At 66.9% G+C, this 22,861-nt stretch carries 21 protein-coding genes and 1 riboswitch; of the genes, 9 read left to right on the top strand and 12 right to left on the bottom strand.

Annotated elements, in window-relative coordinates; genetic code table 11:
- Window positions 1-194: 194 nt before the first annotated feature.
- Complete coding sequence (locus ARC78_RS07695) at window positions 195-1,016, bottom strand: XOO1806 family protein (RefSeq protein WP_172675030.1); 822 nt, start codon at window positions 1,014-1,016, stop codon at window positions 195-197.
- Window positions 1,017-1,169: 153 nt separating this feature from the next.
- Complete coding sequence (gene hslO, locus ARC78_RS07690) at window positions 1,170-2,063, bottom strand: Hsp33 family molecular chaperone HslO (protein ID WP_057506033.1); 894 nt, start codon at window positions 2,061-2,063, stop codon at window positions 1,170-1,172.
- Between the two features lie 75 nt (window positions 2,064-2,138).
- Between hslO and mtgA the strand changes: the two genes are divergently transcribed.
- Genes mtgA through ARC78_RS07675 form a run of 3 tightly spaced genes read left to right on the top strand, consistent with a single transcriptional unit; the run spans window position 2,139 to window position 4,330 of the window.
- Entirely contained in the window at window positions 2,139-2,888 is a 750-nt protein-coding gene (mtgA, locus tag ARC78_RS07685; RefSeq protein WP_057506032.1) for a monofunctional biosynthetic peptidoglycan transglycosylase, read from the top strand.
- Window positions 2,889-2,922: 34 nt separating this feature from the next.
- Window positions 2,923-3,939, top strand: a complete 1,017-nt coding sequence (locus ARC78_RS07680; RefSeq protein ID WP_054659679.1) for a glycosyltransferase family 2 protein — start codon at window positions 2,923-2,925, stop codon at window positions 3,937-3,939.
- A complete protein-coding gene (locus ARC78_RS07675; RefSeq protein WP_054659677.1) occupies window positions 3,899-4,330 on the top strand; it encodes a CBS domain-containing protein in 432 nt (143 codons plus the stop codon). The genes ARC78_RS07680 and ARC78_RS07675 overlap by 41 nt, the downstream gene beginning before the upstream one ends.
- Before the next feature lie 224 nt (window positions 4,331-4,554).
- On the opposite strand, the gene trhA is transcribed toward ARC78_RS07675, so the two are convergent.
- From trhA to ARC78_RS07660, 3 genes are all read right to left on the bottom strand, one after another.
- Window positions 4,555-5,187: a PAQR family membrane homeostasis protein TrhA gene (gene trhA, locus ARC78_RS07670; protein ID WP_054659675.1), complete on the bottom strand. Its 633-nt coding sequence runs from the start codon at window positions 5,185-5,187 to the stop codon at window positions 4,555-4,557.
- 84 nt (window positions 5,188-5,271) lie between these two features.
- Entirely contained in the window at window positions 5,272-6,876 is a 1,605-nt protein-coding gene (locus ARC78_RS07665) for a peptide chain release factor 3 (RefSeq protein WP_054659673.1), read from the bottom strand.
- A 74-nt stretch (window positions 6,877-6,950) separates the two neighbouring features.
- On the bottom strand, window positions 6,951-7,784 hold the full coding sequence (locus ARC78_RS07660) for a M23 family metallopeptidase (protein ID WP_241772701.1): 834 nt from the start codon (window positions 7,782-7,784) through the stop codon (window positions 6,951-6,953).
- A 117-nt stretch (window positions 7,785-7,901) separates the two neighbouring features.
- A riboswitch (SAM riboswitch) is annotated at window positions 7,902-8,021 on the top strand.
- 15 nt (window positions 8,022-8,036) lie between these two features.
- Here ARC78_RS07660 and metX point away from each other — a divergent pair.
- From metX to rarD, 4 genes are all read left to right on the top strand, one after another.
- On the top strand, window positions 8,037-9,119 hold the full coding sequence (gene metX / locus ARC78_RS07655; protein WP_241772700.1) for a homoserine O-succinyltransferase MetX: 1,083 nt from the start codon (window positions 8,037-8,039) through the stop codon (window positions 9,117-9,119).
- The gene (locus tag ARC78_RS07650) at window positions 9,116-10,360 is read left to right on the top strand and encodes an O-succinylhomoserine (thiol)-lyase (RefSeq protein ID WP_054659984.1); all 1,245 of its coding nucleotides are present in this window, start codon (window positions 9,116-9,118) and stop codon (window positions 10,358-10,360) included. The genes metX and ARC78_RS07650 overlap by 4 nt, the downstream gene beginning before the upstream one ends.
- Window positions 10,357-11,424 (top strand): homoserine dehydrogenase family protein, encoded by a 1,068-nt coding sequence (locus tag ARC78_RS07645; protein WP_057506031.1) that lies wholly within the window; start codon window positions 10,357-10,359, stop codon window positions 11,422-11,424. Before ARC78_RS07650 ends, ARC78_RS07645 begins: the two co-directional genes overlap by 4 nt.
- 150 nt (window positions 11,425-11,574) lie before the next feature.
- The gene (rarD, locus tag ARC78_RS07640; RefSeq protein WP_054659841.1) at window positions 11,575-12,453 is read left to right on the top strand and encodes an EamA family transporter RarD; all 879 of its coding nucleotides are present in this window, start codon (window positions 11,575-11,577) and stop codon (window positions 12,451-12,453) included.
- A gap of 76 nt (window positions 12,454-12,529) precedes the next feature.
- On the opposite strand, the gene ARC78_RS07635 is transcribed toward rarD, so the two are convergent.
- On the bottom strand, window positions 12,530-13,153 hold the full coding sequence (locus tag ARC78_RS07635) for a hypothetical protein (RefSeq protein WP_145974295.1): 624 nt from the start codon (window positions 13,151-13,153) through the stop codon (window positions 12,530-12,532).
- A gap of 330 nt (window positions 13,154-13,483) precedes the next feature.
- Entirely contained in the window at window positions 13,484-14,866 is a 1,383-nt protein-coding gene (locus ARC78_RS07630) for an L-serine ammonia-lyase (protein ID WP_054659835.1), read from the bottom strand.
- Window positions 14,867-14,962: 96 nt separating this feature from the next.
- Between ARC78_RS07630 and ARC78_RS07625 the strand changes: the two genes are divergently transcribed.
- A complete protein-coding gene (locus ARC78_RS07625; RefSeq protein WP_054659845.1) occupies window positions 14,963-15,187 on the top strand; it encodes a glutaredoxin family protein in 225 nt (74 codons plus the stop codon).
- A gap of 90 nt (window positions 15,188-15,277) precedes the next feature.
- Here the strand turns inward: ARC78_RS07625 and ARC78_RS07620 are convergent, their stop codons facing one another.
- From ARC78_RS07620 to ARC78_RS07610, 3 genes are read right to left on the bottom strand one after another with little or no spacing between them, the layout of a single operon-like run.
- Window positions 15,278-15,847: a YceI family protein gene (locus ARC78_RS07620; protein ID WP_057506029.1), complete on the bottom strand. Its 570-nt coding sequence runs from the start codon at window positions 15,845-15,847 to the stop codon at window positions 15,278-15,280.
- Window positions 15,844-16,422 carry a cytochrome b gene (locus tag ARC78_RS07615; protein ID WP_054659560.1) on the bottom strand — a complete coding sequence of 193 codons (579 nt, stop codon included), beginning with the start codon at window positions 16,420-16,422 and terminating at the stop codon, window positions 15,844-15,846. Before ARC78_RS07615 ends, ARC78_RS07620 begins: the two co-directional genes overlap by 4 nt.
- Window positions 16,419-17,087: a YceI family protein gene (locus ARC78_RS07610; protein ID WP_057506038.1), complete on the bottom strand. Its 669-nt coding sequence runs from the start codon at window positions 17,085-17,087 to the stop codon at window positions 16,419-16,421. The genes ARC78_RS07615 and ARC78_RS07610 overlap by 4 nt, the downstream gene beginning before the upstream one ends.
- 323 nt (window positions 17,088-17,410) lie before the next feature.
- On the opposite strand from ARC78_RS07610, the gene ARC78_RS07605 reads away from it, so the two are divergent.
- A complete protein-coding gene (locus tag ARC78_RS07605) occupies window positions 17,411-20,971 on the top strand; it encodes an ATP-binding protein (RefSeq protein ID WP_241772699.1) in 3,561 nt (1,186 codons plus the stop codon).
- Here ARC78_RS07605 and mdtD read toward each other — a convergent pair whose 3' ends face one another.
- Together mdtD and ARC78_RS07595 are read right to left on the bottom strand one after the other, a co-directional pair.
- Entirely contained in the window at window positions 20,972-22,387 is a 1,416-nt protein-coding gene (gene mdtD, locus ARC78_RS07600) for a multidrug transporter subunit MdtD (RefSeq protein WP_054660608.1), read from the bottom strand.
- A complete protein-coding gene (locus ARC78_RS07595) occupies window positions 22,384-22,860 on the bottom strand; it encodes a hypothetical protein (protein WP_057506028.1) in 477 nt (158 codons plus the stop codon). Before ARC78_RS07595 ends, mdtD begins: the two co-directional genes overlap by 4 nt.
- Window position 22,861: the final 1 nt, after the last annotated feature.

Genomic DNA, 22,861 nt, shown 5'->3' with positions numbered 1-22,861 from the left:
CACCGCAGGGGCCGAAATGAAGGCCCAAATTTGCGAGGCTGATTCGATAGTACTTCCGTATCTTCTGAAATTAAAGCTTTGTTAATGAATTGGATTATTTTGGTGAAATTCGGCAAATAGTTGTTGCGAGTGCAACAAAAAGCCCCCGGAGTACGGGGGCTTGGGTTACTTCTATCAAGAGCGAGCGCTTGGCTTTAGAGATCCTGCTCGTAACGGACGTAAGGAATTGCGCCGTCGTCGTTGCTGTCATTCCGGGGGGAGAACGGATTCTTGCCGCGGGTGATGACGTTGTCGGCACCGACGGTCAGCTGACCGCTCCACGGGGTGCGCCAGGTGATGCCAAGTCCGAGGCCTTCCCATTTGCTCTGGCCGGGGGCGTCGACAACGCGGCCGATGACATTGGCGCTGAAGGCGCCATAGCCACCGCCAACGCTCAGGCTCTTGCTGTCCCACTGGTCAACCACTGCCGGCGAGACATCGCTCAGTGGAACCAGCCGGGCTTTGGCGTAGGTACCGCCAATGGAAACGAAGCCTTCGCGGCCGATGTTCTTCTGGCCGAACACCGTCAGATCGTTCTGCTCCACATGGCCGGCCGGGGCTTTGACGCCGTTCGACAGCCAAGCTGGCAACGATTCCTTGCCGGTGCCGGCGCTCACGCCGATACGGCCGCCTGGACGGTTGAAGCTGGTGGTCGCGGAAATATGCCGGCCCGGTGCGGTTTCGTCATCGTCACCCAAGCTGGCCAGCATGCAGTGGCTGGCCAGTCCGCTGATGCTGCTGCCCCGGCTGCTGTTGCACAGCAGGCCCAGCGAATCGCCCGAAGACAGACCGAAGGCCGCGTCCAGCGAATTGCGGCCGAAATGCCAGCGTGCACCTGCCGTCTGTTCGCCGGTGGGCTCCAGATACAGCAGCGCCTCCACTTTGCCGCTGCCCCGGTTCCAGACCGGAATGACGGTGTCTGCTGCCTTGAGCTTGCTTTGCGCATGCACGCCCGAGACCGCGCTCAGGGCGATCATCAAGGCAAGCGGCAGGCGCAGGAATGCGTTCATGGACTCAATCAGACAGGGCAGGCACCGGGAAGTTCCCGGTGAGTGATGACTTGATCCTAGGGTGTTTATTATTTCTTAACAAGTCCTCGTCCTCCCCAGAACGCTACTCGTTGTATGCCGTCACTGCAGCCGCTCAGGGGCGGGCTGGTTGGCGGATGTGGAGCTGAACAATACGCCGATTTCGGTCAAAGGGAAGTGATATTCCCGGCCGCAGAATTCGCAGCGCACTTCGACCTGGCCGGTCGGTTCGGCGGCCGCCCGGGCTTCTTCCTCCCCCAGTGACTGCAGCATGCTCTCCACCCGCTCGCGCGAGCAGGAGCAGGCGAAGCCCAGGGCTTTCTCGGCAACCAGCTCCGGGCCTTCCTCGTGGAAAAGGCGGTGCAGCAGATCCGTGGCGCCGATGCTCAGCAGCTCATCGCGGTGCAATGTGTCGAACAGGGCGCCGGCGCGGGTCCAGCCGTCCTGGTCGCCCTCGTCACCGGGAAGTTTCTGCAGCAGCAGGCCGGCGGCCTGTTGTCCGTCGGCGGCCAGCAACAGACGGGTGGGGAGCTGCTCGGAGTGGCGGAAGTAGTCCTCGAAGGCCTCGTCCAGGGTCGGGCCCTGCAGGGCGACCAGGCTCTGGTAGCGCTGCGGCTCGCGCGGGTCCAGACCGGGATTTTCGATGGTGATGGCCAGCAGTGCGTCTTCGCCCAGCTGCGGCAGTTCGGCCGGGGCATCCAGGCCGTCAGCCAGCTGGGCGATGCCACGCACGGTGCCGGCGGCGGTGCATTCGGCAAACAGCGTGCGCAGCGCGGAGCTGCTGCGCAGCTGGATCGACAAGCGGCCATCGATCTTGGTGTGGCCGGTGAACAGTGCCGAGGCGACGCAGGCTTCACCCAGCAGCTGCATGGCATTGGGCGGGTAGCTGGCGTGGGACAGAATTTCCCGCCAGCTGTCAGAGAGCTGGACGTGAACACCGCGGACACCGGCGTCGGGCAGGAGGAAGCGGACGAGGAGGTCGGAGGTGTCGGTCATGGAGGTGTCTGTGCGTGGGAGGACGTCGGTGCCGGATAATGCGCCGGACGTCTGGATGATAAAGGTGTGGCTTAGATGGGGACGGAGGGCGAGAAGCGCAAGGTGGAGTTGGAAGGGGCGGTTCGACCGCGTCGACGGTGGCGACGCTGGATCCTGCTGGCACCGGCCCTGTGGGTGCTGTTCAGCATCTGCCAGGTGGTCGTGCTGCGTTTCATCGATCCGCCGTTTTCCTCGGTCATGGCACTGCGCCAGCTGGAGGCCTGGGGCCGCGGCGACTGGAAGTTCCGCCTGCATCACCAGTGGGTGGATCTGGACGGGATGGCGCGCAGCGTGCCGATCTCGCTGGTCGCGGCCGAGGACCAGCGGTTTCCCGAGCACAACGGTTTCGACCTGAAGGCGATCGAAAAGGCGCGCGACCACAACGCCCAGGGCCGACGACTGCGCGGTGCCAGCACCATCAGCCAGCAGGTCGCCAAGAACCTGTTCCTATGGCAGGGACGCAGCTGGCTGCGCAAGGGGCTGGAAGCCTGGTACACGGTGCTGATCGAGCTGTTCTGGCCGAAACAGCGGATTCTGGAGATGTATGCCAACGTGGCCGAGTTCGGCGACGGCATTTATGGCGTGCAGGCGGCGTCCCGGCAGTTCTGGGGCAAGGATGCCGCGCGCCTGAGTGCCGCCGAAAGTGCGCGGCTGGCGGCGGTACTGCCTTCGCCGCGGCGCTACAGCGCCACCCGGCCAGGCCCGTACGTGCAGCGGCGCGCGGCCTGGATCCAGCGGCAGGCGCGCCAGCTGGGCGGTGCGGGCTATGTGGAGCAGATCGATTGACCTTGCCGCCGGCCGGCTTCCGTAGAATCGCCGCATGACTACCCGCCAGCGCCTGACCATCGTGATCGCCGCCTGCAACGAGCAGGAGACGCTGCCGCTGATCCATCCGCGGATCTGCGCCGAGCTGGACCGGCTGCAGGATGTCGACGGCCACCTTCTGTATGTGGACGACGGCAGCACCGATGCGACCTGGACGGTGATGCGGCAGTTGGCCGCCGATCCGCGCGTGGCGACGTTGCGGCTGTCGCGCAACTTCGGCAAGGAGATCGCGCTGACCGCAGGGCTGGATTTCGTCGACGACGGGGCGGTGCTGATTCTCGATGCCGATGGCCAGGATCCGCCGGAGCTGATTCCCGAGTTCGTGGCGCTGTGGCGGCAGGGGTATGACGATGTATATGGCACTCGGCTGGTGCGTGAAGGCGATGGCTGGCTCAAACGGGTGACGGCGGCGCTGTTCTACCGGGTGATCGGGCGGCTGTCCAAGACCCCGATTCCCGCCGACACCGGCGACTTCCGGCTGCTGTCACCGCGCGCCTTGCAGGCATTGCGGCGGCTGCGCGAGCGTCAGCGGTTCATGAAAGGCCTGTTCGGCTGGGTTGGCTTCCGGCGGGTGGCCTTGCCGTACCGGCGTGCGCCGCGTCTGGCCGGGGCCAGCAAGTTCGGCTTCTGGAAGCTGTGGAACTTCGCGCTGGAAGGCATCACCAGTTTTTCGACCGCACCGCTGCGTGTGGCGACCTATCTGGGGCTGCTCACTGCTGCATCGGCCTTCGGGTTTGCCCTGTTCGTGGTGGCCAAGGCCGCGCTGTACGGGGACCGGGTGGCCGGCTGGCCGACGATGATGGCGGTGATCCTGTTCCTGGGGGGCGTACAGCTGATCGCGCTGGGATTGATCGGTGAATACCTCGGGCGCCTGTACATGGAGGTCAAACAGCGGCCGCTGTACCTGGTGGATAGCTGGCAGCCGGCGGCCGTGGCAGTATCAGCAGACCCTCATCGCGCGGAACAATGCCATGCAGACCGTTCGACAATTGCTTGCGACCAAGTCTCCTGAGATCCATGCGGTAGCCCCGGAAGTCGCGGTGATACAGGCCATCCGGTTGATGGCCGAAAAGGGCATCGGCGCGGTGCTGGTGATGGACGGCCGCCACCTGGTGGGCATCCTTTCCGAGCGCGATTACGCGCGCAAGATCGTGCTGAAGGACCGTTCCTCGGCCACGACCCCGGTGCGCGAGATCATGACGGCCGAGCTGGTCACGGTGGCGCCCACCGTGACGGTGGAGCAGTGCCTGGAACTGGTGACCAACCGCCGTATCCGCCACCTGCCGGTGGTGGACGGCGATGAGGTGATGGGCGTGATTTCCATCGGTGATCTGGTCAAATCGGTGATCGAGCAGCAGCGCCAGGAACTGGGGCAGCTGCAGCAGTACATCACCGGCGGCTGAGTCTGACGGCACGGCCCGGTGGGGCGTCGGCCACAGTTGGCATCTTCGCTTGGGCAGGTTCCGATCGTGATGTTCGGTGAGTGTGGGAAATCGAATCGCCGCCCGCGCGTAAGCCATTGGCCGGTGGCGTCGATTTCCACATCGCCCTTCAGGTCATGACCGTTCGTCCCGCCGCTGGATCCGTCGCCCACCGCCGGCGGTGCGCCAGTGTGGGTGGTTTCCTGTCACAGGATCTGCGCGGTCACCGAGACGAAGTGGCAGACGCTGCCGCCGATCACGAACATGTGCCAGATCGCATGCGAGTAGGGCAGCTGTTCGCGGTGGTAGAACACGGTGCCCAGCGTATAGAACACGCCGCCGGCGAACAGCCAGCCGAGGGTGAATCCGTCCAGCGAATGCCACATTGGCTTGATCGCCACCACCACCAGCCAGCCCATCACGATATAGATGATCGTCGAAAGCAGTTTGAAGCGGCCGGTATAGAACAGTTTGAAGATCACCCCGAATACGGCCAGCGACCAGATCGCGGCGAACAGGCCCCAGCCCCAGGGGCCGCGCAGACCGATCAGGGTGAAGGGAGTGTAGGTGCCGGCGATCAGCAGGTAGATCGCACAGTGGTCGAAGACCTTCAGACGGCCTTTGGCGATGGGGTGCTGGATGGCGTGGTACAGCGTGGAGGCGGTGTAGAGCAGCAGTAGGGCGACACCGAAGACGATGGCACTGGCCAGTTGCCAGCCGTCACCGTAGATCGCGGCCAGGGTGATGAGGACGGCGCTGGCGCCGAGTGCGGCCACCGCGCCCAACCCATGGGTCAAGGCACTGGCGATTTCTTCGCGGATGGAAGCAGCTGTGGTCATGTAGGCAGATGACGCGGGCAGGGGGAATGCCCGGTGACCGCTATCATCCCTCCGAACGCCGGCGTATGCACGCCGGCATCGGGCTCAGGCCACAGAAACCGTGTGCGCTGCTTCACGGGTTGCGGCAAAGCGCACATCCGGCGCGCGTTCCTGCGCCAGCTGCAGGTTGACCCGTGTCGGCGCCAGATACACCAGCTGGCCGGCCGCATCGATGGCCAGGTTGCTGGCGTTCTTCTCGCGGAACTCTTCCAGCTTCCTGGCGTTGTCGCAGTGTACCCAGCGGGCGGTGACCACGCTGACCGGCTCGAAGATCGCCTCCACGCCGTATTCGTCCTTCAGGCGGTAGGCGGCGACATCGAACTGCAGCACGCCGACTGCACCGAGGATCAGGTCGTTGCTCATGATCGGGCGGAAGAACTGGGTGGCACCTTCTTCGGACAGCTGCGCCAGGCCCTTCTGCAGCTGCTTGAGCTTGAGCGGGTCGCGCAGGCGGGCGCGGCGGAACAGTTCCGGGGCGAAGTTGGGAATGCCGGTGAAAGTCACCGCTTCGCCTTCAGTGAAGGTGTCGCCGATGGAGATGGTGCCGTGATTGTGGATACCGATCACATCGCCCGGCCAGGCCTCGGCAGCGATCTCGCGGTCGGACGCCATGAAGGTCAGCGCGTTGGCCAGTTTCATTTCCTTGCCGGTGCGCACATGGAAGGTCTTCATGCCTGCGGTGAATTTGCCCGAGCACACGCGCATGAAGGCCACGCGGTCGCGGTGCTGTGGATCCATGTTGGCCTGGATCTTGAACACGAAACCGGTCAGCTTGTCTTCCTGCGGAGCGATATCGCGGCCGGTGGTGGCACGGGCCTGCGGTGAAGGTGCGTGTTTGACGAAGAAGTCCAGCAACGGCTGCACACCGAAGTTGTTCACGCCCGAGCCGAAGAACACCGGCGTCTGTTTGCCGGCCAGGTATTCGTCCAGGTCGAACGGATGGCTGGCGCCCTGCACCAGCTCCAGCTCGTCGCGCAGGTCGGCCAGCATCTTCTCGCCGATCTTCTCGGCCAGACCTGGCGCGTCCAGCGACGGGAAGATGGTCGAATCCTGGCGGGTGAAGTTGCGGCCCGGTTCGTACAGGTGCACTTCGCCGGTCAACAGGTGCACCACGCCCTTCAGGCGCTGGCCCATGCCGATCGGCCAGGTCACCGGCGCGCACTGGATGCCGAGCACGGTTTCCACTTCATCCAGCAGCTCGATCGGGTCCTTGCCCTCGCGGTCGAGCTTGTTGATGAAGGTCATGATCGGGGTGTCACGCAGGCGGCAGACCTCCATCAGTTTGATGGTGCGTTCTTCCACGCCCTTGGCCACGTCGATCACCATCAGCGCCGAGTCCACCGCGGTGAGCACGCGGTAGGTGTCCTCGCCGAAGTCGGCATGGCCGGGGGTGTCGAGCAGGTTGACGATCTTGTCCTCGTACGGGAACTGCATCACCGAGGAGGTGACCGAGATGCCGCGCTCCTTTTCCAGCGCCATCCAGTCGGAGGTGGCGTGCTTGCTGGTCTTGCGCGACTTCACCGAGCCGGCCATCTGGATCGCACCGCCGAACAGCAACAGCTTTTCGGTCAGCGTGGTCTTGCCGGCGTCAGGGTGGGAGATGATGGCGAACGTACGGCGACGCGCGGCTTCGGAGGCGACTTCGGACATGGCGAGCGCGCCCGCACGGGCGCTTCGGAGCAAAAGAGCCGTCGATTATAGCGGGACGCCCGTCGGCGCGTGACTCAGTCGCCGCCGCCGTTGTCTTCACGCGGAAATTGCAGCTCGCCGCGGTCATCGGCCATGCGGAACGGCAGCGATTCCAGCGCCATGCCGGCGTTGCGCTGGACGGTGAAATGCAGGTGCGGGCCACTGCTGCGCCCGGTATTGCCTGAATTGGCGAGCCGTTGCCCGATTTCCACCTTCTGCCCGGGCCGGACCGCGGCACTGCCGGCTTGCAGGTGCGCATACAGCGCCATGCTGCCGTCGGCGTGCAGTATCCGGACCAGGTTGGCTTCGCCGGTGGCGGCATCCAACACCTGCATCACCACGCCGGCGCGTGCGGCGAGCACCGGCGTGCCTTCGGCGAGCGGGAAGTCCACCGCGTAGTGGTTCTGCGCATCATTGTGGCTGTGGCGGCCGCCAAACGCCTGGCTCACCCGGGCTTTACCGCCGGCGAAAGGCAGGCGGTAAAGCACATCATCTGGACGGGCGACCGGGGCGCCGGGAACGGCATCGAGCAGCAGCCGGGCGCCCGGGCCGTTGGCAGGCAGCCAGGCCAGGCGGCGCTGTTCAGCGGCGGCCAGCACCCGTGGGGCCGGGCTGAGCCGTGCATCACTGCCCTGCAGACGGATCTGTACCGGGCCGGCGAGCAGGTTGCGGGCGATCACCGCATGCCCGCCGCTTTGAGGTTGCAGTTGCAGATCGGCAAAGCCACTGCTGTGCGCAGACCGGACGGGGTGGGGGGGCTGTCCCAACCCCCAGCCACGTCGCCACTGCGGGCCTTCGGCGGCGGCATCGCGCGGTCCGGCCAGCAGACAGGCGCAGGTCAACAGCAGGAAAAAAAGGGGGTTTTGCACGGTGGCCAGTGTGAGTGCGGTCGCCCAAGTATGGTGCTTTGGTTGCCGGAGAAACCTTTCCATCTCTCCATCCGGATAAAAGGATTGACAGGTCTCGGGGGCGCTGGCATTGTTGCCCCACCATCGAGACCGGCAGAGGGACAGGCCCTTTGAAGCCGGGGCAACCAGCAGACGCGCCAGCGCCTGTGTTTGGTGCCAAATCCTGCGGGGACCACGCGTCCGCCGAAAAGATGGTTCGATCTGCACCTCCGCATGTCGAACGCGAGCTCCGCGAAGCTCGATGGCCGCTCCTTACCGGATATCGCCATGAGTCTCGCCACCGTCGCCGTCCTTCAAGACGTTTCCGCCGTCGCTTCGCCCCGTACCGGGGGCGGCATCCGTGCTGTGCGCGGCGAACTCACGGTGCCGCTGTCGATGCGCCACGCCGGAGCGCGCGTGCTGCGTCTGCGCTATGAGCTGGTGGGTGTGGAAGCGGCGCCGGTGGTGCTGGTGGCCGGTGGCATTTCCGCGCACCGGCATCTGGCCGCCAATCCGGTATTCGGCGAGAAGGGCTGGGCCGAAGGCCTGGTCGGGCCGACCCGCGCGCTGGACCCGCAGCGCCGGCGCCTGCTCGGGTTCGACTTCATCGGCGCCGATGGCGATGTGGATGTGCCAATCGACACCGCCGACCAGGCCGATGCCATCGCCGCCTTGCTGGATGCGCTGCATATCGAGCAGCTGCACGGTTTCGTCGGCTATTCCTACGGCGCGCTGGTCGGCCTGCAGCTGGCGATCCGCCATCCGCAGCGGCTGGCCAGGTTGATTGCGGTCAGTGGCGCCCACCGTCCGCATCCCTATGCCTCGGCGTGGCGTGCGCTGCAGCGCCGGGCGGTCGCCCTGGGCCAGCTGCAATGTGCCGAAACCCACGGGCTGGCGCTGGCCCGCCAGTTCGCGATGCTCAGCTACCGCACCCCGGAGGAGTTCGGCGAGCGGTTCGATGCCGCTCCGGAAGTGGTGAACGGGCGCGTGCGCGTCGCCGCGGAAGACTATCTGGATGCCGCCGGCGCGCAGTACGTCGCCCGCACCCGCGTCAACGCCTACCTGCGCCTGTCCGAATCGATCGATCTGCACCGCATCGAGCCGGCCACTGTGGCCGTGCCGACGCTGGTGGTCGCCGTTGAGGGGGACCGGCTGGTACCGCTGTCCGATCTCGTCGCGCTGGTCGAGGGACTGGGCCCGCGCGGCAGCCTTCGCGTGTTGCGCTCGCCCTATGGCCACGACGCCTTCCTCAAAGAAACCGATCGCATCGACGCGATCCTCGCCAACGCCCTTCGCCTTCCCGGAGAAACCGCATGAGCCTGTCCGCCGCTTCCGATTTTCCCTGCAGCAGTGCCACCACCGCGGTTCGCGCCGGTATTGATCGCGATACCGCCTTTGGTGCGGTGACGCCGCCGATCGTGCTGTCGTCCAACTTCAGCTTCGACGGCTTCGGCAACAAGCGCCAGTACGATTACACCCGCAGCGGCAATCCGACCCGTGACCTGCTGGGCGAGGCGCTGGCCGAACTGGAAGGCGGCGCCGGCGGCGTGATCACCGCCACCGGCATGGGCGCGATCAATCTGGTGCTCAGCGCACTGCTCAAGCCGGGCGAGAAGCTGGTGGTGCCGCACGATGCCTACGGTGGCAGCTGGCGCCTGTTCAACGCGCTGGCGACCAAGGGCCATTTCGAGCTGATCACCGCCGATTTGACCGATCCGCGTTCGCTGGCCGAGGCGCTGGCCCAGTCACCGGCGCTGGTGCTGGTGGAAACCCCGTCCAACCCGCTGCTGCGCATCACCGACCTGCGTTTCGTCATCGATGCCGCACACAAGGCCGGTGCCAAGGTGGTGGTGGACAACACCTTCCTGTCGCCGGCACTGCAGAACCCGATCGCCTTTGGCGCCGATGTGGTGCTGCATTCGACCACCAAATACGTCAACGGCCACAGCGATGTGGTCGGCGGTGCGGTGATCGCCCGTGACGCGGAGCTGCACCAGCAGCTGTCGTGGTGGGCCAACGCGCTGGGCCTGACCGGCTCGCCCTTCGATGCCTTCCTGACCCTGCGCGGCCTGCGCACGCTCGATGCGCGCCTGCGCATCCATCAGGAGAACACCCGGGCGCTGGTCGACCAGCTGGCCCTCAGCGAGGCGGTGGCCAGGGTCTATTACCCGGGTCTGGCTTCGCATCCGGGCCATGCGGTGGCCGCACGCCAGCAGAAGGGCTTCGGTGCGATGCTGTCGTTCGAACTGGCCGAGTGTGGCGGTGCCGACCCGCAGGCTGCGGTACGTGCCTTCCTCGATGGCCTGCGCTACTTCACCCTGGCCGAGTCGCTGGGGGGCGTGGAAAGCCTGGTGGCCCATCCGGCGACGATGACCCACGCGGCCATGACGCCTGAAGCGCGTGCCCAGGCCGGCATTTCCGACAGCCTGCTGCGCCTGTCGGTAGGTATCGAAGGCACCGAAGATCTGCTCGCCGACCTGCAGGCCGGTCTGGCGCGTGCCGCCCGGGTGATCGCGGACGGCAAGCGTGATGCCCAGCGAAAAACGGTGGATGCATGAGCGCGCAGTTGCGTACAGTCGCCGCGGCACAGGCCCGTCTGGTGCTGCTGGGCACCGGTACCGTCGGTTCGGCCTTCGTGGCCCGTTACCAGACCTTGCAGCAACGCCAGCTGGCGCTGCCCACGCTGGATGTGGTGGCCAATTCGCGCATTGCCCTGGCCTGCGCGGATACGCCCGAGCGGGCGTTGTCGCAGGCTCGCTCCGCTGTGCGCAGCAGTGATGAGCCGGTGCATCGGCAGCAAATCGGTCGCCTGCGCGTCGGCGATATCGTCATCGACGCCACGGCCAGCGAGGATGTGGCCGCCGATCATGCCGGCTGGCTGGGGCAGGGTATCCACGTGGTGACCGCCAACAAATTGGGCAACGGCACCGCGTTGGCACGTGCGCGGCAGATCGCGGATGCCGCCGCCAGCACGGGTGCCTGTTACGGCGATGCCGCCACCGTCGGTGCCGGGTTGCCACTGCTTGCCAGCCTCCGCGCGCTGGTGGCCGGCGGTGACCACATCCATTCCATCGAGGGGGTGCTGTCCGGATCGCTGGCGTGGCTGTTCCATCGCTATGACGGCAGCCAGCCGTTTTCGGACTGTGTGCGGGAAGCGGCGGCGGCCGGTTACACCGAGCCGGATCCGCGGATCGATCTGTCCGGCGAGGATGTACGGCGCAAGTTGCTGATTCTGGCCCGCGCCGCCGGCGTGCCGCTGGAGGCCGAACAGGTTCGGGTGGAATCGCTGGTGCCGGCCGCGCTGGCCGCGTTGCCGGCCTCGGCGGTGGACAGCGCGCTGGAGCAGTTGGATGCCCCGTTGGAGGCGCAGCTGCGCCAGGCACAGGCGCAAGGATTGCGTCTGTGCTTTGTCGGACGTCTGGACCGGGACGGTGCCCACGTGGGGCTGCGCGCATTGCCGGCCGATCACGCGCTGGCCGGCGGTCGCGGGACGGACAACCGGGTGGCGATCCACAGCGATCGCTACAACCGCCAGCCGCTGCTGATCCAGGGGCCGGGCGCCGGTGCTGAAGTGACGGCAGCGGCGTTGCTGGATGACGTGCTGCGCATCGTCGGCGGCTGACACCTGTCGCGCCTTATCATGGTGCCCGGCGCCGCATCCGCGAGTTGGCGTCCGCTGGCAGCTTGCACAGGCAGACTGCCGGCTGCCGTGCTCCGGGCCTGACCGCGCCGGTGGTTGGCCTGCGGTGATCTTCTCGACAGGTAGTGGCGCGTGTCCAAAGGTGTGGTGGTTTCGCTGGCGGCTTCGCTGCTGTTCGGTCTGATGTATTACGCCAGCCCGTGGCTGGCGCCGCTGCAGGGAACCGACATCTTTGGTTGGCGCGTGCTGTTCGCGGTGCCGCTGGTGGCGTTGATGCTGCATGTCGGCGGCGAGCCGCGCCTGATCAGTCAGACCTTGGCCCGGCTTCGCCAGGACCGCCGGTTGTGGCTGGCGATGCCGGCCTGCGCGGCGATGGTGGGCGTGCAACTGTGGCTGTTTCTGTGGGCGCCGCTGCACGGGCGCGCGCTGCAGGTGTCGATGGGCTATTTCCTGCTGCCGCTGGTGATGGTGCTGGTCGGCCGGGTCTTCTATGGCGAGCGCCTGTCCGCGCTGCAGAAACTGGCGGTGACCAGTGCCGCGGCGGGCGTGGCGTGGGCGTTGCTGGGCAACCACGGCTTGTCCTGGGAAATGCTGCTGGTGGCGCTGGGCTACCCGGCCTATTTTCTGGTGCGGCGGCATCTCGGCGTGGCACACCTGGGCGGCTTCTGGGTGGAACTGGTGCTGCTGTCACCGGTCGCCTGGTGGGCGGCAGTCGGCAATGGCGAGGCGCTGGCACAGATGCTGGTGCAGCGGCCGGCGCTGTACGGGTTGATTCCGCTGCTGGGTGCGGTCAGTGCCGTGGCGCTGATGTGCTACATGCTGGCGGCGAAGATGCTGTCCTTCAGCCTCTTCGGCCTGATCACCTATGTCGAGCCGGTGCTGCTGATGCTGGCCGCGTTGTTGCTGGGCGAGAGCGTGGGCCAGGACCAGTGGCCGACCTATCTCGCGATCTGGGTCGCGGTGGGGCTGCTGGCGCTGGAGGGGGGGCTGAAGCTGCGCACGCGTGTGTAGAGCGGCAACGGTGCCCGTGCTTGCGGCGGGATATGCAATCACACGGCAACCCGGAGGCGGGACAAGACCCTGGCGGCTAGCGCGACCTGCTTTTCGCGGCCAGATGCTGCTGTACCTCGGCCCGGCTCATGCGGCGTCCGTCGCGGTTGACCACGCTGAAGTCCACCCCGTTCTCCCATAGCTGCAGGACATCTAGCACGGCGATGTCTTCCGCCGCGGTGCTGGACTGCAGGTCCAGCAGATACTGGTTGAAACCGGCATCGCGCAGCCAGGCGTCATAGCTGGAGTCGTGGTCGGTCATGAACTGGATCTGGTGGCGGCACTCTTCCCGGGCCGGCGAGGGGAATGCCTCGCATTGGGCGTTCCACTGGTGCAGGCCGATCAGGGCATCCGGTTCCATCTGCCGCTGCGCGGCGGCGGCCCACAGCCCGACGCACATGCTCGCGCAGTGGGAGTGCACGCGGACAATGAGATTGCGCCGGCGGATCATCCGTGCCGCTTCCAGCCCGGACTGGGCGTAACCGCCGCCACTGGTGATGTCGATGCGCTGCAGGGACGGGTTGGCATCCAATGCCGCTTGCAGCTGGGTGGCGAAATTCCTGCCGACGCTGCCTTCGATGCGCAGCACCGTACCTTGCTCACCCACCTGCATGCGCGCGTCTTCCACTTGCCGCAACGTGGTGGATTTCTGGCCTTGCACCACCCGCGCTTCGGACCGAGTGCCAGCGTTGCGGGGGACGGGCGCTTCCGGTTCGGCCGAGACGGAAGCCTGGGCGGAATCGGAATTCCCTGAGTTCCGCTCGCCAATGAACCAGGCCAGGACCAGCAGGATGCCCACCGCAAGCACCAGCCTGGTCAGGGTGAGCCCGCTCCTGCGTGGAGTGGGCTTGGCCCGCAGCGGATGTGCCGGGCGTGGCACCGGCGGCGGCTCATGACCTGGTTCCTGTTCGGTATGCATCCCTGCCCCTGCATCTACCTTGCGATGGCCCGATTCTGTGAGGCCGGCCCGCATCCTTGCAAGACGCGGCCGTCAGCACTCGATGACGTTCACCGCCAGGCCACCGCGGCTGGTTTCCTTGTACTTGTCCTGCATGTCGCGACCGGTATCGCGCATGGTCTTGATCACCTTGTCCAGCGACACCTTGTGCTTGCCGTCGCCACGGATGGCCATGCGCGCGGCGTTGATCGCCTTCACCGCACCCATCGCGTTGCGCTCGATGCAGGGAATCTGCACCAGCCCGCCGATCGGGTCGCAGGTCAGGCCCAGATTGTGTTCCATACCGATCTCGGCAGCGTTCTCGATCTGTCCCGGCTTGCCGCCCAGTGCGGCCATCAGTCCGCCGGCGGCCATCGAGCAGGCCACGCCCACTTCGCCCTGACAGCCGACTTCGGCACCGCTGATCGAGGCGTTTTCCTTGTAGAGGATGCCGATCGCCGCGGCGGTGAGCAGGAAGTCGAAGATTCCCTGTTCGCTGCTGCCCGGGCAGAAACGGTCGTAGTAGTGCAGCACCGAGGGAATGATGCCGGCCGCACCGTTGGTGGGCGCGGTGACCACGCGGCCGCCGGCGGCGTTTTCCTCGTTGACGGCCAGCGCGTACAGGTTGACCCAGTCCAGCGTGGTCAACGGATCGCGCATCGCCGCCTCCGGACGTGCGGACAGTTCGCGGTACAGCGCCGGCGCGCGCCGGCTGACATTCAGGCCGCCCGGCAGGGTGCCTTCGGAGCGGATACCGCGGGTGACGCAGGCCTGCATCGCCTCCCAGATCTCGCGCAGCCCGGCCCGGATCTGCTCCTCGCTGCGCCAGCACTTCTCGTTCTCGAACATCATCGCCGCGATGCTCAGGCCGCTGCGTGCGGCCTGCGCCAGCAGCTCGTCGCCGCTTTTGAACGGATACGGCACGGGGGTCTGGTCGGGCACGATGCGGTCGTCGGCGGCATCGTCCTCGTTGACCACGAAACCGCCGCCCACCGAGTAGTAATCGCGCGTGGCGATGACCTGGTCGTCGGCGTCGTAGGCGGTAAAACGCATGCCGTTGGTGTGGTACGGCAGTTTCTGGCGCTTGTTCATCGCCAGATCGCGCTTCTCGTCGAAGGCGATCTCGCGCTGGCCCATCAGCGTGATGCGCCTGCTGCTGCGGATGCGCTCCAGCGTGGCCGGAATGATGTCCGGGTCGATCGCATTGGGGCGGTGGCCTTCCAGACCCAGCAGCACCGCCTTGTCGGTGCCATGGCCGCGTCCGGTCAGGGCCAGCGAACCGAACACCTCGGCGCGGATGCGCACCACATCGGACAGGCGGCCCGGATCGAGCAGCCAGCGATGCACGAAGCGTTCGGCCGCGCGCATCGGGCCGACGGTGTGTGACGAACTCGGGCCAATGCCGATCTTGAACAGGTCGAACGTACTGACGGACATGCGGGTTCTGCGTACTGCGGTAAGAGGGCGGCTATTCTACGGGCTCCCCGCTGCGGGCCTTGCCTGCAGCGCAGCATTCCCGCCGTGGAGCAGCCGATGAGCCAGTGGGTTCTGTACCAGCGCGATGACTGTCACCTGTGCGACCTGGCGCTGGCGGTGCTGGCGCAGGCGCGCGCGCCGGAGTTCGATAGTGTCTTCATCGATGGCGACGAACAGCTCGAGGCCCGCTACGGCACCCGCGTGCCGGTGCTGCGCCATACAGCCTCCGGCGCCGAGCTTGACTGGCCGTTCAGCGCCGACAGCCTGATCGCCTGGCGGTGATCGTCCGGCAGGAGGGCGTGCCACGGTTGGCGTGTGTGCCGTGCGGCGGCTGCGGGCAGAGGCAGGCGCCGCAGCACGCGGGCGTTGCGGTCAGGGCGCGCTCTTCAGCACCACCTTGGTGCTGATCGCCGTTTCGTTGGGAATGGTGCCGGTGTCGGCCCAGTCGCCGCCGCCCACGCCGAACTCCAACCGCTTGACCGTGGCCTTGCCCGTCAGCACCGGCTGCGCGCCCGGCGTCCAGCTGAAGGTCAAGGTCACCGGCTTGCTGACCCCGCGCAGTTCCAGCGTACCGTCAGCTGCGTACTGGTTGTTGCCCAGCGCGCGGAAGCCGTTGGCGGTGTAGCGGGCCTGGGCGAAACGGGCGACGTTGAAGAAGTCGGCGCCCTGCAGGGTCGAGTCGCGGTCGCTGTTGCCGCTCTTTGCCCCGGCAAGCGGAATGGTCACGTCGAGCTTGCCCGCGGCCGGGTTGGCCGGGTCGAAACTGACCCGGGTCTGGAAGCCGGGGAAGGTGCCGGTGAACACTTCGCCGTCGTACTTGCTGGCAAACACCAGGATCGAGCCGGGCGCCTGTACGTAGTCGGCGGCCATCGCAGGGGAGATGGCCAGCAGGCCGGCCAGTGCCGCCGCGACAGCCGTGGGAGAGGTGAGCTTGATGTTCATGCGGAATCCTTCTGTGGGGTGGGGAGCCAGCCATCGGGCAGCATGCGCACGAGCGTGGCATCGCGCTGGTGGATGTGGTGGTAGAGCGCGGCACCGGCATGGGCCAGCACCAGCAGGATCAGTACCCAGAAGCCGTACTCGTGGAGGGCATGGGAGACCTGGCTGGCGGACTCGCTGGGGGCCACCAGTTTGGGCATCTCCACCAGGCCGAACAGCTTGAACGGGCGCAGACCGCTGGCCGAGTCGTACAGCCAGCCGGACAGCGGGAGGGCGAACATCAGCAGATACAGCAGCCAGTGCGTGAGCGAAGCGATGCGTTCCTGCCAGCCGGGCGTACCCGGCACGGCGTGCGGCGCACCGGCATACAGTCGCCACAGCAGCCGCAGTGCGACCAGCACCAGTACGGTGATACCGATGGATTTGTGCATCGTGTAGATCCAGAAATACTTCGGCGTCTTGGGGAACTCGCCCATCACCAGGCCGACGATGCCCAGGGCCAGGATCAGCAGGGCGATTAGCCAGTGCAGGGTCTTGCTGACGCCGCCCCAACGGTGTGTGGTGTTCTTCAGGGTCATGGGTGCTTGTCCATTTCATTGTTCAGGGCGGCATCGGCCGCGTCCTGCAGAGTGTCGTCTGCAGGTGTGGGAATAATGTCGGGGGCCCCTGCCGGCGCCTCGGCGTTGCCGTCGCGCACGGCTTCGGCTTCGATGCGCAACTCGACCCGGTCACCGATGACGGACTGCCAGGCGTCGATGCCGAAATCGGCACGGCTCACTACCGCCGTTGCCGAAAAGCCGGCCGTACGCCGGAACGGCGGCAATGGATAGCGTTTGAGTGCGTTGAGGGTGACCTCCAGGGTCGTATCGCGGGTGACCCCGCGCAGGGTCAGCTGGCCGTGGACACGGGCGCGGTTCGCATCGACCGGTTCGATGCGGGTGGAGACGAAGTGTGCCTGCGGGAAGCGTTCGCCATCGAGCAGGTTGCGCGCCAGCGTGGCACGGTTCCATTTGTCATCGCCCAGGTCCAGCCGGGTGAGGGGCACCGCCACGTCGAGGCGCGCGCTGGACCAGTCCTGCGGATCGAATTCCAGCACGCCTTCCGTGCCCGATACCGTGCCCAGCGCCTGCGAGAAGCCGGCATGCTCGATGGCGAACAGGACGCGGGTGTGGACCGGATCGATCCGGTAGCGCTCCGGCTGGGCTGTGGCAACCAGCGGCAGCAGGGCGCAGAACAGAATCATCAGCAGTCGCGGCACGGTCCGGCTCCGGTTCGGGGTGTCTGGATTCTAGGCGCACAGCCGGTGGGCATTGTGCGCACGCTGAGCAAAGGATTGTTACTTGCCGGTGGGGAAGGACACCGCAGCGGTGATCGACGCCGGGTTTTGTCCGGCCCCGGGATGGACGCTGGCGTCCGTCGCTGGAGGTCGGCTGCGGCGTTTGGATCATCCAGCGCTTGACGGTACGCACGATAGGCTGGATCGCGGGGGCTGTTGGCGATGGCCGGACGTCCGGCGCTGTGGCCGCAGCAAATGCCGGCAGCGCACGCACATGGAATACTGGCGCAATGACTCGAATGACTTTGTGGTTCTACGGATGGATGCTGGCGGCGTTGGCGCTGCCGGTGCTTGCCGATGTGCCGGCGACGCCGCAGCCGCGGCAGATCTCCGTGGCCGATGGCCTGCCCTCGAGCAATATCAATGCGTTTGCCGAGGATAGCTTCGGTTATCTGTGGCTGGCCAGTCGCGATGGTCTGGCGCGCTATGACGGGCGCAACTACCGCATCTGGCGCGCCGGCGACGGCCTGCGCGACAACCTGGTGTGGAGCCTGCATGTGGATGCCGGCAACCGGCTCTGGGCAGGCACCCAGAACGCCGGTCTGGTGATGCTGTCCCCCGACCGCCGCAGCTTCCGTTTCTATGACCGCGAGCACTTCCCGGAGATCGGCAGCAACACGGTCTGGAGCATCGCCTCCACCGCCGATGGCAACCTCTGGTTCGGCACCGCCACCGCCGGCCTGCACCGGCTGGGAGGGGACGGCAAGATCCGGCGCTTCATGCCGGTGGCCGGTGACCGGCGCAGTCTGCCGCACGCGGCCGTGGGCTATCTGGCGGTTACCGGCGATGGCAGCTTGTGGGTGGGGACCAAGGGCGGGCTGGCACGCTGGGATGGCGACGGATTCGAGCGGTTTGGCGAAGAGGTGCTGCCGTCGCTGGTGATCAATGGTCTGAAGGTGGACCGTGAGGGCCGGCTGTGGGTCGCCACCAACGAGGGGGTGGTGGTGCGCGAGGCCGATGGCCGGTTCCGGATGCCGGTCTGGGAGGGCCTGGCGTCCAGCGAAGTACTGAACATGCTGCAGTACTCCGGCGACGGCAATTACTGGCTCGACACCCGTTACGGGCTGGGGCGGATGCGCAACACCGGAGTCCACAACGTGCCGCTGTACAGCACCCAGGAGCGCGGGCTGGTCAAGCCGAACTGGTCCAGTGCCCACGAGGACCGCGAAGGCGGGCTGTGGTTCGCCAGTACCAATGCCGGGTTGTGGCATCTGCCGCCGAGCTGGCGCCAGTTCTCGGTGCTTTCGCGCCGGCTGGACGATCCGGCATCGCTGCGCAATCCCTACGCGCTGGCGCTGGCGCCATCGGCCTCCGGCGGCATCTGGATCACCGGCACCCGGGGCGCGCTGGACCGGCTGGATCCGGCCACCGGTGCGGTCGAGCACCATGTGCGAAGTATCGACGGCAACAACTGGCCGCAGTCGCTGGTCGAGGATGGCCAGGGGCGGGTATGGATCGGCAGTCTGGATGCGCTGGTGCGCTATGACCCGAAAACCGGCGCCCTACGGCGCTGGTACCGGGAGGACAGCACGGATCCGGCCTTGCCCGGCGATGGCGATCTGGTGCAGATCTGCGAAGGCGGCACGATCTGGATCTATTCCGAACGTGGCGGGCTGCAGCAGCGTGACGGCGACGGGCGGGTGCTGCGTTCGCTGCCCTTGGGGGGGGCGGGCTTGCCGGTCACCCCGGTGGAGGACATGCGCTGCGGGCCACAGGATCATCTGTGGCTGGCCACGGCGACTGGACTGATGGCATGGAACCCGGCGTTGGCGCGTTTCGAGCCGGTGCCCGGTAGTCCCCGTGATCGGATATATGTGTTCCGCACCACCGACAGCGGTGTGGTGTGGATGGCCGGGCTGGGGCGCATGGACCAGTACCTGTGGGACGGACAGAAGCTTTCCCGCTTGGACAGTGTCGGCACCGATCGTGAATTTCCGGCGCTGGCGCCCGCGGGGCTGGTGGTGGACGCCGAGGGCGTGGCTTGGGCCAGCAGTGCGCGCGGACTGGTGCGGATCGATCCGGCCAGCCGTTCAATCCGCCTGTACGGCGTGCATGACGGCCTGCCGGGGCAGGAATTCCGGCGCCGCGCCCTGGTCCAGGCGACCACCGGACAGATCGCCGGTGGTACGCCCGAGGGGGTGGTGCTGTTCGATCCGACGCGGGTCAAGCCGTCCACCCGCCAGCCGCCGCTGGTGATCGAACGGGTCAGTGTGCGCCGCGGCGACAGCGAGCATGACCTCACCCACCAGCGTTCGCTGGAGATCGAGGACGGGGACCGCGATCTGCATATCACCGCGCGGCTGCTGTCTTTCGCCGATTCGGCGACCAACGCCTACCGCTTCCGCCTGGAAGGCTATGACCCGGACTGGGTGGAGGTGGGCGCGGCGGGCGAGCGCGTGTTCTCGCAGCTGCCGCCGGGCAGCTACCGCTTGCAGGCGCAGGCGAAGACCTCCGACAACGTCTGGTCGGAAGTGCAGACGCGGCTCGTGCATGTGCAGCCGCCGTGGTGGCGCAGTCTGGGCGGGGTGATCGTACTGACGGTGGTGGTGGGGCTGCTGCTGTTGCTGTTTGCCTGGCTGTACCGGCGCCGTCTGCGCCGCCGCAGCGAATGGCAGCTGGCGCTGCACAAGCAGGAACTGGCCGAGCAGGCGTCGCTGGCCAAGACCCGTTTCCTGGCCACGCTCGGGCATGAGGTGCGCACGCCGATGACCGGCGTGCTGGGCATGAGCGAGCTGCTGCTCTCCACCGAACTGGACGAGCGCCAGCGCGGCTACACCGAGGCCATCCATCGCGCCGGCGAACACCTGCTGCGGCTGGTCAACGATGCGCTGGATCTGGCCCGGATCGAAGCCGGGAAGCTGGAACTGCAGCAGCAGCCGCTTGATCTGCAGCAGCTGCTGGAAGAAGTGTGCGCGCTGATGGAGCCGCTGGCGCAGCGTCGCGGGCTGGAATTCCGCGTTGACAGCAGCGTGCCCGCCCTGACCCAGGTGGACGGCGATGCCATGCGTCTGCGCCAGATCCTGCTCAATCTGCTGAGCAATGCGATCAAGTTCACCGGCCAGGGCTCGGTGGTACTGCAGGTGTCATTGCAGGACGGGGGGCGCGGCGTGCGGTTCGATATCCGCGATACCGGCCCGGGGATCAATTTCGAACAGCGCAAGCGTCTGTTCCGTCGCTTCGAGCAGGCCGATGGCGCACGTACCGCGGCCCGCTACGGCGGCAGCGGGCTGGGGCTGGCGATCTGCAACGAGCTGGTCAGTGCGATGGGCGGCAGCATCGAGGTGGACAGTGTGCCGGGACGGGGCACCTGCTTCAGCGTGCAGTTGCCGCTGGCCTGGCGCCAGGTGGCGGTCGACGCCGCCGGCGCGGCGGGCACCGGCCCTGCACCGCTGCCGCCCTTGCAGGTGCTGCTGGTGGAGGATGACGCCACGATCGCGCAGGTCATCAGCGGCCTGCTGGCGGTGAACGGGCACCAGGTGGTGCACGTGCCGCACGGCTTGGCGGCCTTGTCCGAGGTCAGCTGGCGCGCGTTCGACGTGGCGCTGCTGGATCTGGATCTGCCCGGCATCGACGGTCTGGTGCTGGCCGGCCAGTTGCGGACGCTGGGCTATGACATGCCGCTGGTGGCGGTGACGGCGCGCTCGGATGGCGAGGCCGAGCAGCAAGCCAGGGAGGCGGGATTTGACGGGTTTCTGCGCAAACCGGTCAGCGCCCAGCTGCTGCTGGCCAAGATCGCCAAGGTACTGGCCGCGCGGCCGCGCAGTGCGGCGGGTGTGCCACCGCTGGTGTGATCATTCCACCACTTCTTCCACCGCCCGCGGATCCGGGTGGTTGTCCGGCAACTGCCAGAACACCAGGGTCGAACTGAGGGTGATCGCGCCGACGCAGACGAAGGTGGCGTGCAGCGCGGACATCGCGTCGTCGCCGCTGAGGTGGGTGCCGAAGGTCGCCAGCAGGCTGCCCGCTGCGGCGGCACCGAAGCCGGTGGCCAGCATCATCACCAGCGACAGCAGGCTGTTGCCGCTGCTGGCCTGGGCGGTATCCAGATCACGCAGCGTCACGGTGTTCATCACGGTGAACTGGATCGAATTGAACGTGCCGAACAGGACCAGCTGCAGCAACCGCAGCCACGGGGACTGCTCCGGGGTGACGAACACGAAGCTGGCCATCGCCAGTCCCACGCAGACCGTATTGAGCATCAGGATGCGGCGGTAGCCGAAGCGCTCCACCAGCGTCACCGCCGCGCGTTTGGCGACCATCGCCGACAGCGCCACGGGGATCATCAGCATGCCGGCGTTCATCGGGCTCATGCCCAGGCCCACCTGCAGCAGCAGGGGAATCAGCAGCGGCATCGCACCACTGCCGATGCGCGAGAACAGATTGCCGAGGATGCCGATCCGGAAGCTGACAACCTTGAACAGCGACAGCGGGAACAGGGCGTTGCCGCTGCCGGCGGCGTGCAGCCAGTAACCGGCCAGGGCCGCGATGCCGATCACCGCCAGCAGCATCACCAGCGCGTGGGCCGGGCCGACGCCGGAGATGCCGTCCAGCGCCAGCGAAAGCGCGACCATGCCCAGCGCCAGCATCAGGTAGCCGGGCAGGTCGAAACGGGTCCTCTGCTGGGCGCGGTGGTCGGGCATGATCCGCAGCGCGGCGATGAAGCCGATCATCCCGATCGGCAGGTTGATCAGGAAGATCCAGTGCCACGAGGCCACTTCCACCAGCCAGCCGCCCAGTGTCGGCCCCATCAGCGGCCCCATCAGCGCGGGAATGGCGATGAAGCTCATCGCGGCGAGGAACTGCTCACGCGGGACCGAGCGCATCACCGCTAGCCGCCCGACCGGCAGCAGCATCGCTCCACCGATGCCTTGCAGCACGCGGGCGGCCACCAGCCACTGCAGCGTGGGCGACAGCGCGCAGGCCAGCGAGCCCAGCGTGAACAGGATGATCGCGGCCAGAAAGGTGCGCCGGGTACCGAGGCGGTCGGCGATCCAGCCGGAGGCGGGAATGAAGCTGGCCACCGCAAGTGCGTAGCTGAACACCACCGACTGCATCTGCAGCGGGCTTTCCCCCAGGCTGTGGGCCATCGCCGGCAACGCCGTGTTGATGATGGTCGAATCCAGCATCTGCATGAAGATGCCCAGCGATACCAGCCACAGCAGCGGCCGGTGCGTGGCGTTGCCGGAGGCTGGAGCGGCCGGATTCATGGCAGCGGTGTGATTTCCATGACCCCGCTCAGCGCGTCGTAATAGAACCAGTCGCTGGCGTTGTCGGCCAGCCAGCCGATCTGTGCGCGTTGGGGGCCGGGCAGGTGGCACAGCAGCGAGCGGCGCAGCACCGGCGCGGCCGCCGGCGGGGTGTCGAACAGGTCCCGCAGCGAGTCGGCGACCGGCTCGCCCCAATGCAGGCAGTTCGCCCCGGCGGCGGTGGCCGTGTCCCAGTCCATCTTCTGCCAGAACGCGATGCGCTGGCTGTCGTCGAGCACTGCGGCCGGAGCCTCGGGCTTGCCTGGCTGCTGCACGCGGTAGTCGCCGTCGCGATGCGGAGTGATCGTCCAGACGGTTTCGCCGTCGGTGGCGGTGTAGGCATGGCCGAACCGGCCGGCCAGCGGAGCCGCGGCCCCGGCCGCCGCCGCGCCGGTGACCAGGAGCAGGATCAGCGCGGTGGCGGGCAGAGGCATG

Source organism: Stenotrophomonas pictorum JCM 9942, from assembly GCF_001431585.1.
In the GTDB taxonomy this organism is placed as follows: Bacteria; Pseudomonadota; Gammaproteobacteria; order Xanthomonadales; family Xanthomonadaceae; genus Stenotrophomonas; species Stenotrophomonas pictorum.
The sequence above is the reverse complement of the archived record's forward strand: the minus strand, read 5'-3'. Positions and strand labels throughout refer to the sequence as shown.